A 5,248-nucleotide genomic window follows, 5' to 3' on the forward strand; every position below is an offset into this window, starting at 1 on the left:
CGGATCAACGTGCTCTTCGCGATGCTCCGCGACGGCACCTTCTACGAACCCAGAACCCCACGCCTCGCTTGACGAAAGACATAGAGGCACCCCCCGGTCAGCCGGGCATGGAACTCGCTGAGCACGGAGAAGGCGAACCCGGTATCGGCCAGCTCCAGCGACAGGGCGTACTTCCAGTCCAGAGGCGAGCGGACCGCATGCGCGGCCTGCCGGCCGGTCAGCCCCTCCGCGAACTGCGATACCGACACCAGCGCCAGCTGTGCCGGTCGCGCCGCCGGGCGCCGCCGCACCGGGAACAGCTCCTGGAACTCGGCGTCGGCGAAGACCGGCCCGAGCGCGTCCCGACCCGCATCACCAGACAGTCTTGGGGAAACCGCTCGGTCTCCTCCCGGGACCTCAGCTGCTATGCCGTTCCCAGTCCTGGTCTGCGATGTCTGTCACGGCCTTCACGCCCTGTCTCAGCCCTCCTCGTCACCCCTTCGAACAGTCGCGTACAGAGGGGCCACACGGGCGGGTGTGGTGGCGCTTGGTCGTGGCGAGTGGGAGTTCTTACCCGCGTTCGGCGCCGCCATCGGCCGGTGAGTGAGGGCGGGCATCGGCTCTGGGCCTGAGGTCGGGGATCTCGAGGAGCAGGATGTGTGCCTGGCCTTCGGTTGCCGTGGCTGTAGCGAGCGGGTCTTGGTGCCCGTCCCGCAAGGGCTCCTCACTTGGCGTAGCGCATGATTCGTCAGGCCGATGGGGGGAGTTCGGTGGTGAGTCGTGGGTTGCCGATGGGTGAGCCGCGCCAGATGCGGATGCGGAGAGGTTTGGTGCGGGTGGCGCCGGAGAGCTCGGTCATGATGCGGGCGGCGACTTGTTCAGCGGTCTCGCTGGTGTTCCATGTGCCGGACCAGCGGATGCCTGGTGCGAGTTCTTTGAGTTCCTGCCATCTACCGTTGCCTGTGAGTTCTTCGACCCGCCAGGCGGCTTCCCACTTGTTGTCGCGCAGGATGCGGTACACATACGACTCGGTCAGGTCCAGTTGGTGTGCCATGGTCTTCGGTGTCCGGCCGCCGACGTGCTCGTCAACGATCAGGTTGGTGAGTTCAGATTGCAGCCGCTTTGCTTCCTGCCGGATGCGGATCGCCTCGTCATACAGCAACGGGTTCACGTCTTCACCTTCCTGTTTGCAGCGCTCTGCCCGGGCTGGCCGATGCCTGGCGCTTGCGCCTCACTGCGCTGTGTGCTCGCTCTGACCGGCCGGGCCCTCACTGTACTGGATACTGTACTGAGTACACAAAGTTGTGAGGTGCGGGCCGGCGTCGCTCCTTTAGAGGCACGGACCTGGCGGCAGTGCTGGAACAGTTCAGGCGTCTGCTGGCGCGGGTTCAGAGTCGGTCTCCGCGCGGCGTGCTCCAGTGCGCCTGCTCTGCTTCTCCGTGTGATGGTGCTGGCGGGCTTGAAGACGGTACGGCGGTGCTGCGGTACCGCCTGACAGATGAGTACTGCTACTCAGTTAGAGCGCTTCTCTGGTGGTTACGCTCCAGGCATCACACACTAGGGGTACTCGATATGGTATTTGCATCGAAAGAGTATGCGCGGCCGTCAGTTCTCTTCCGGCTGGCTATAGCCAACTGTGCGTCACTTGCCTACCTTGCCGCCGTTGCGGCGGTAGCGCTGTTCGTGACCGTGGACACCTTCTTTGTAGCTCACGAAGACGCCTCACTCGCCGCTTTCCTCCTCTTCATGATGGCAGCACCGACGTTCTTCGTTTTCCTCTCAGCAGGCTCGGTGCTTGGAGTGGAACTGGCGGACAGCGCCTGGATTTACCCCGCGCTGGTCCTCTCGGTCCTGTTCCAGTCACTACTCCTCGGGCTGCTCGCACGGTACTTGGGTTCCCGGCAGCATACGGGCCAGGGTCCGGGGGCCCGGTCGTAGCCTGTCAGCCGCCCGGGTGTGCCGGAAGCGTGCATGAGGGGGAGGGCCTCTCACGCACGCCCTGCAGCACGGTGTCAGGAGCCTGACGGCTGCCTGTGCCATGTGCGCGCGGGCGCACAGCATGGGGCTGTTACTGCCGGCAGCAAGCAGCCCTCTCCGTGCTTGCTGCGGGCGCCGGCTCCATATGCCGTTGCGGCGCGCCTATCCTCGCGGTCTCCGGGGCCTGGAGGATGTCCCGGACGCCGGGCGGCCGCGGCTGCTCAGGTTGCTGGTCCGGGACAGGCGCTGCTGAACGGCGCCCCGCCGGATTGGCCGGTGGTGCATCGGCTGCTCCGGCGGCAGGTACTGCTTGCGTGCCCTTTGCCCTTGTCGCTGCGCCGCGGTGATGTTGCTGGAGGGGAAGTGCCGTCTGCGGCGGCGGAGCCGCGGTTTCCCGTACAGCCGCGCGTGCCCTGCGCCCTGGGGGCAGCGTCACGGCATGGCCGGAGGAGGCTTGCGGCGGAAGGATTTGTCGGCTGCGGCCGGGCCTCCCGCCTGCAACATCGTTGCCACACGCGTTCTGCGGAGAGGCACGGATCCGGTTGTGACGGCAAGCCGTGCCTCTCGAGGTGAATTCTGTCCTGACCGGGGCCGGGATCAGTGAGCAGTACGTACCCATCCTTGGATGGCAGGCGGTGGCATGGCATGCAGGCGGCGGGTGGCGTGCGCGGCATCAGGATTAGGCATCGAGTACTCATACATGTCCAGGTTTGCCGGGCATAGCCTGCCGCGTAGGTCCGCTCTCGGCAGCCAGCACGTGCAACTTGCCGCGGCATGACGGCGGCTGCCGTAGTCATCAACAGGGAGCCCCCTGACCTGTATCTGCGTGGGAGGAACCGTGAAGCCATGCCCGGCGGTCGACCCGGCTAACTGCCCGTGTAAATGCTGGGGGCAAGACTTGGCTCCTGTGTTCCTCGATGTGGTTGAACGCAACTGGACGGTTCCAGAGGAGCGCTCGCTCCGGCGGATGTGGATGAACCGGAGCTGGCGGACGAGGTATTTCCCCCGCCAGTCACGGGGCTTCGGGGCTCAGTGAACCCTTTTCATCCTTGATAGGTGCAGGTCAGCAGTGTGTGGATGGCCTTGATGATCCTGCTGAGGCGGTTAGTTGAGTGGGCTCGGCGCGTCATGCGCCAGGACTTCAGCTGCGCGAAGGCGCGCTCACCGGGGAGCCCGCAGGCGGTCGTGATCGCGGTTGAACTGTTGGTAGTGCTCGGGTTGTTCGCGGTGGTGGCAATAAGGGGTGCGGACGGTGGCGCCGGCACCCTGGTATGCGCGGTCGGCCAGGACGAGGATCTCCCTGGTCAGACAAGCCTGGATGATGCCGTGGGGGCGGGCGGCGGTCAGATCGTGGGTTCGGCCGGGCAAAGTCCTCGAGGGCCAGAGTGGGTGTGCCGTCCGGGCGGGTATGACCTGCACGTTCATCCCGTGGCGGCGGTGCTTCATCGAGTAGCGCGGCTCGTCCGCGGCGATGAGGTCGATAGGGAGGAGAGTGCCGTCAACGATGACGAAGTCGCCTTCACCCAGTCCGACGAGGGCTTCGCGTAGGCCCGGCGCCCAGGACGCGATGACGCCGAGGATCTCGTCCACGTAGCGCCACGCGGTCGCCTCCGATACCCCGAACCGCCGACGTGAAGAGGTTCAGTGGCCGGATACGCGAGCCGTCCGATTTCTGCCTGCGCTGAGGCCGCAGTAGCTGGTCATCGATCGCCTGCCGCCACGCTGCGGCCCAGCCTTCATCGGCAATGCGGGAGGGCCTGGCCGCATGCGCGAAGGCGCGAGACAGGATCCGCACATTTTACTCACGCCATCACTGGATCCCTCTCTTAAGCTCGGCGACGGCACAGGCGCCTTGCGCATAACATCCCCTGACTCTCTGGAATGCATCGTGAAAAGAATGAGGTCGAGAATTCTTTCGGCGACGATAGCTGTCAGCGCCGCTTCCGCGTGTATGATTGCGCCCACTGCAGCCGCCGACTCGATTGATGAATACTATCCCCACCAAACCTGCTATTGGGGCTGGTACGACAAGGAAGACCACGGCTCTCGATACCCTGAATGTCTCTGGATGAATGTCCCTTCGCACGATGCGATCAAAACCCCACTCTCCTACCCGTACAATGTAAACATAACCCCCGTCCCAAAGGCAACTATCACTTCGATCTGGGTCAGTAATAACGCCGGCGCAGGTACCCGCGACGCCTTTGCTAATGGTTGGTATGGCGCCTCGTGGTCGAGTGCGACTCGAACCGATGGCGGGAAGAACTTCTTTTACGCCAAAATGGGGGGTCCAACGGACATCGGCCTCCCCCTCCCCCCGGAAGTTACTTGGAATTACAACACTGTTGACTTCCACCTGCGGGATGGATCCTGTCAGGCCGGAGTTCAATTCTCCAAGCAGAGAGACACATTCGTTGATACAGGGATCAAGGGGAGCGTGACCGTTGATCACCTTGACGAACAGGGACGCGAGCGCGGAAAATGGGTGCAGGTAAGGACGGATAGGCCGATCCCAGTGAATACGTGGATCAAGGTGACGTGTAAGCAGTCCGGGACCCCCATGATTATGGATACCTTTACAGTGAGCCAAGACGCGCGATGGGTCGAGAACGTAGACTAATGGCGCGTTAACCTGCACATTTCACTTTGCGACCGTATGTGGATGTTAAACGGAATACGAAGTGTCCTCTGAGCCGCAATGATGATGAGGCCTACTGGATGCGGCGGACGAGTGGTTTGCGCACCGTTTCAGCCGGTCCGGGCCGCGTGAGTCGGCGCTAGCTTATGTACGGGGACTGATTGCCCCGTCATCGGAGAATTTAGCAGACTATCCAAAGGTAACCTTCCCAAATTCCTTCGGCTCGAGGACGGCCCCTCTCTCCGCCACCTCTCCCAAGAGATTTCCAAACCCGTCGCTGTCGTAAGCATGAAGCACTTGCCTGTACAGGGGGACTTCAACTTCCATCTCCTGCTTGAAATATGCTTTCGCATTAGGGTCGGTTACATCGCGGATATTCCACCTAGTCCTATCGCGAGGGAAGTCCGAGAACTTGCCCTCGATGGCATCGGGGTCCACCGGCCGGGCGCATGCGGTGCCAGTACCCCAGTTCGGAGGGAGAGTCTCCAGTTCAATATTCGCAGCAATTCCATCCGCGTCGATAGTCCACTGGCACGCACCTCCGGGTCCGGGGCGCTTAAGACGTCGTTTCTTATGGCGTGATCGCTCGTTGATCCGTGCATGACGGATCTGGTTGAACGGCTGGTGCCGGACGAGTTGTGGGTGCTGTTCCGG

Annotated in this window: 3 protein-coding genes and 2 pseudogenes; 1 reads left to right on the plus strand and 4 read right to left on the minus strand. The window is 63.0% G+C overall.

Going from position 1 to position 5,248, the window contains the following annotated elements:
• Positions 1 to 98 precede the first annotated feature (98 nt).
• Positions 99 to 263: pseudogene (locus ACIQMR_RS38150) on the minus strand (transposase); the annotation flags it as partial.
• Between the two features lie 464 nt (positions 264 to 727).
• Complete coding sequence (locus ACIQMR_RS38155; RefSeq protein WP_401397734.1) at positions 728 to 1,150, minus strand: hypothetical protein; 423 nt, start codon at positions 1,148 to 1,150, stop codon at positions 728 to 730.
• 401 nt (positions 1,151 to 1,551) lie between these two features.
• Between ACIQMR_RS38155 and ACIQMR_RS38160 the strand changes: the two genes are divergently transcribed.
• Positions 1,552 to 1,917 carry an SCO4225 family membrane protein gene (locus tag ACIQMR_RS38160; RefSeq protein ID WP_401397737.1) on the plus strand — a complete coding sequence of 122 codons (366 nt, stop codon included), beginning with the start codon at positions 1,552 to 1,554 and terminating at the stop codon, positions 1,915 to 1,917.
• Positions 1,918 to 2,999: 1,082 nt separating this feature from the next.
• Here ACIQMR_RS38160 and ACIQMR_RS38165 read toward each other — a convergent pair.
• Both ACIQMR_RS38165 and ACIQMR_RS38170 read right to left on the minus strand, forming a co-directional pair.
• Positions 3,000 to 3,579, minus strand: a pseudogene (locus ACIQMR_RS38165) (transposase family protein); the annotation flags it as partial.
• Positions 3,580 to 4,783: 1,204 nt separating this feature from the next.
• Positions 4,784 to 5,248 (minus strand): hypothetical protein (locus ACIQMR_RS38170; protein ID WP_401397739.1); only part of this gene is annotated, 465 nt, incomplete at its 5' end.

Origin of the sequence: Streptomyces sp. NPDC091376, assembly GCF_044757085.1 — a bacterium.
GTDB classification, from domain to species: Bacteria; Actinomycetota; Actinomycetes; order Streptomycetales; family Streptomycetaceae; genus Streptomyces; species Streptomyces pratisoli.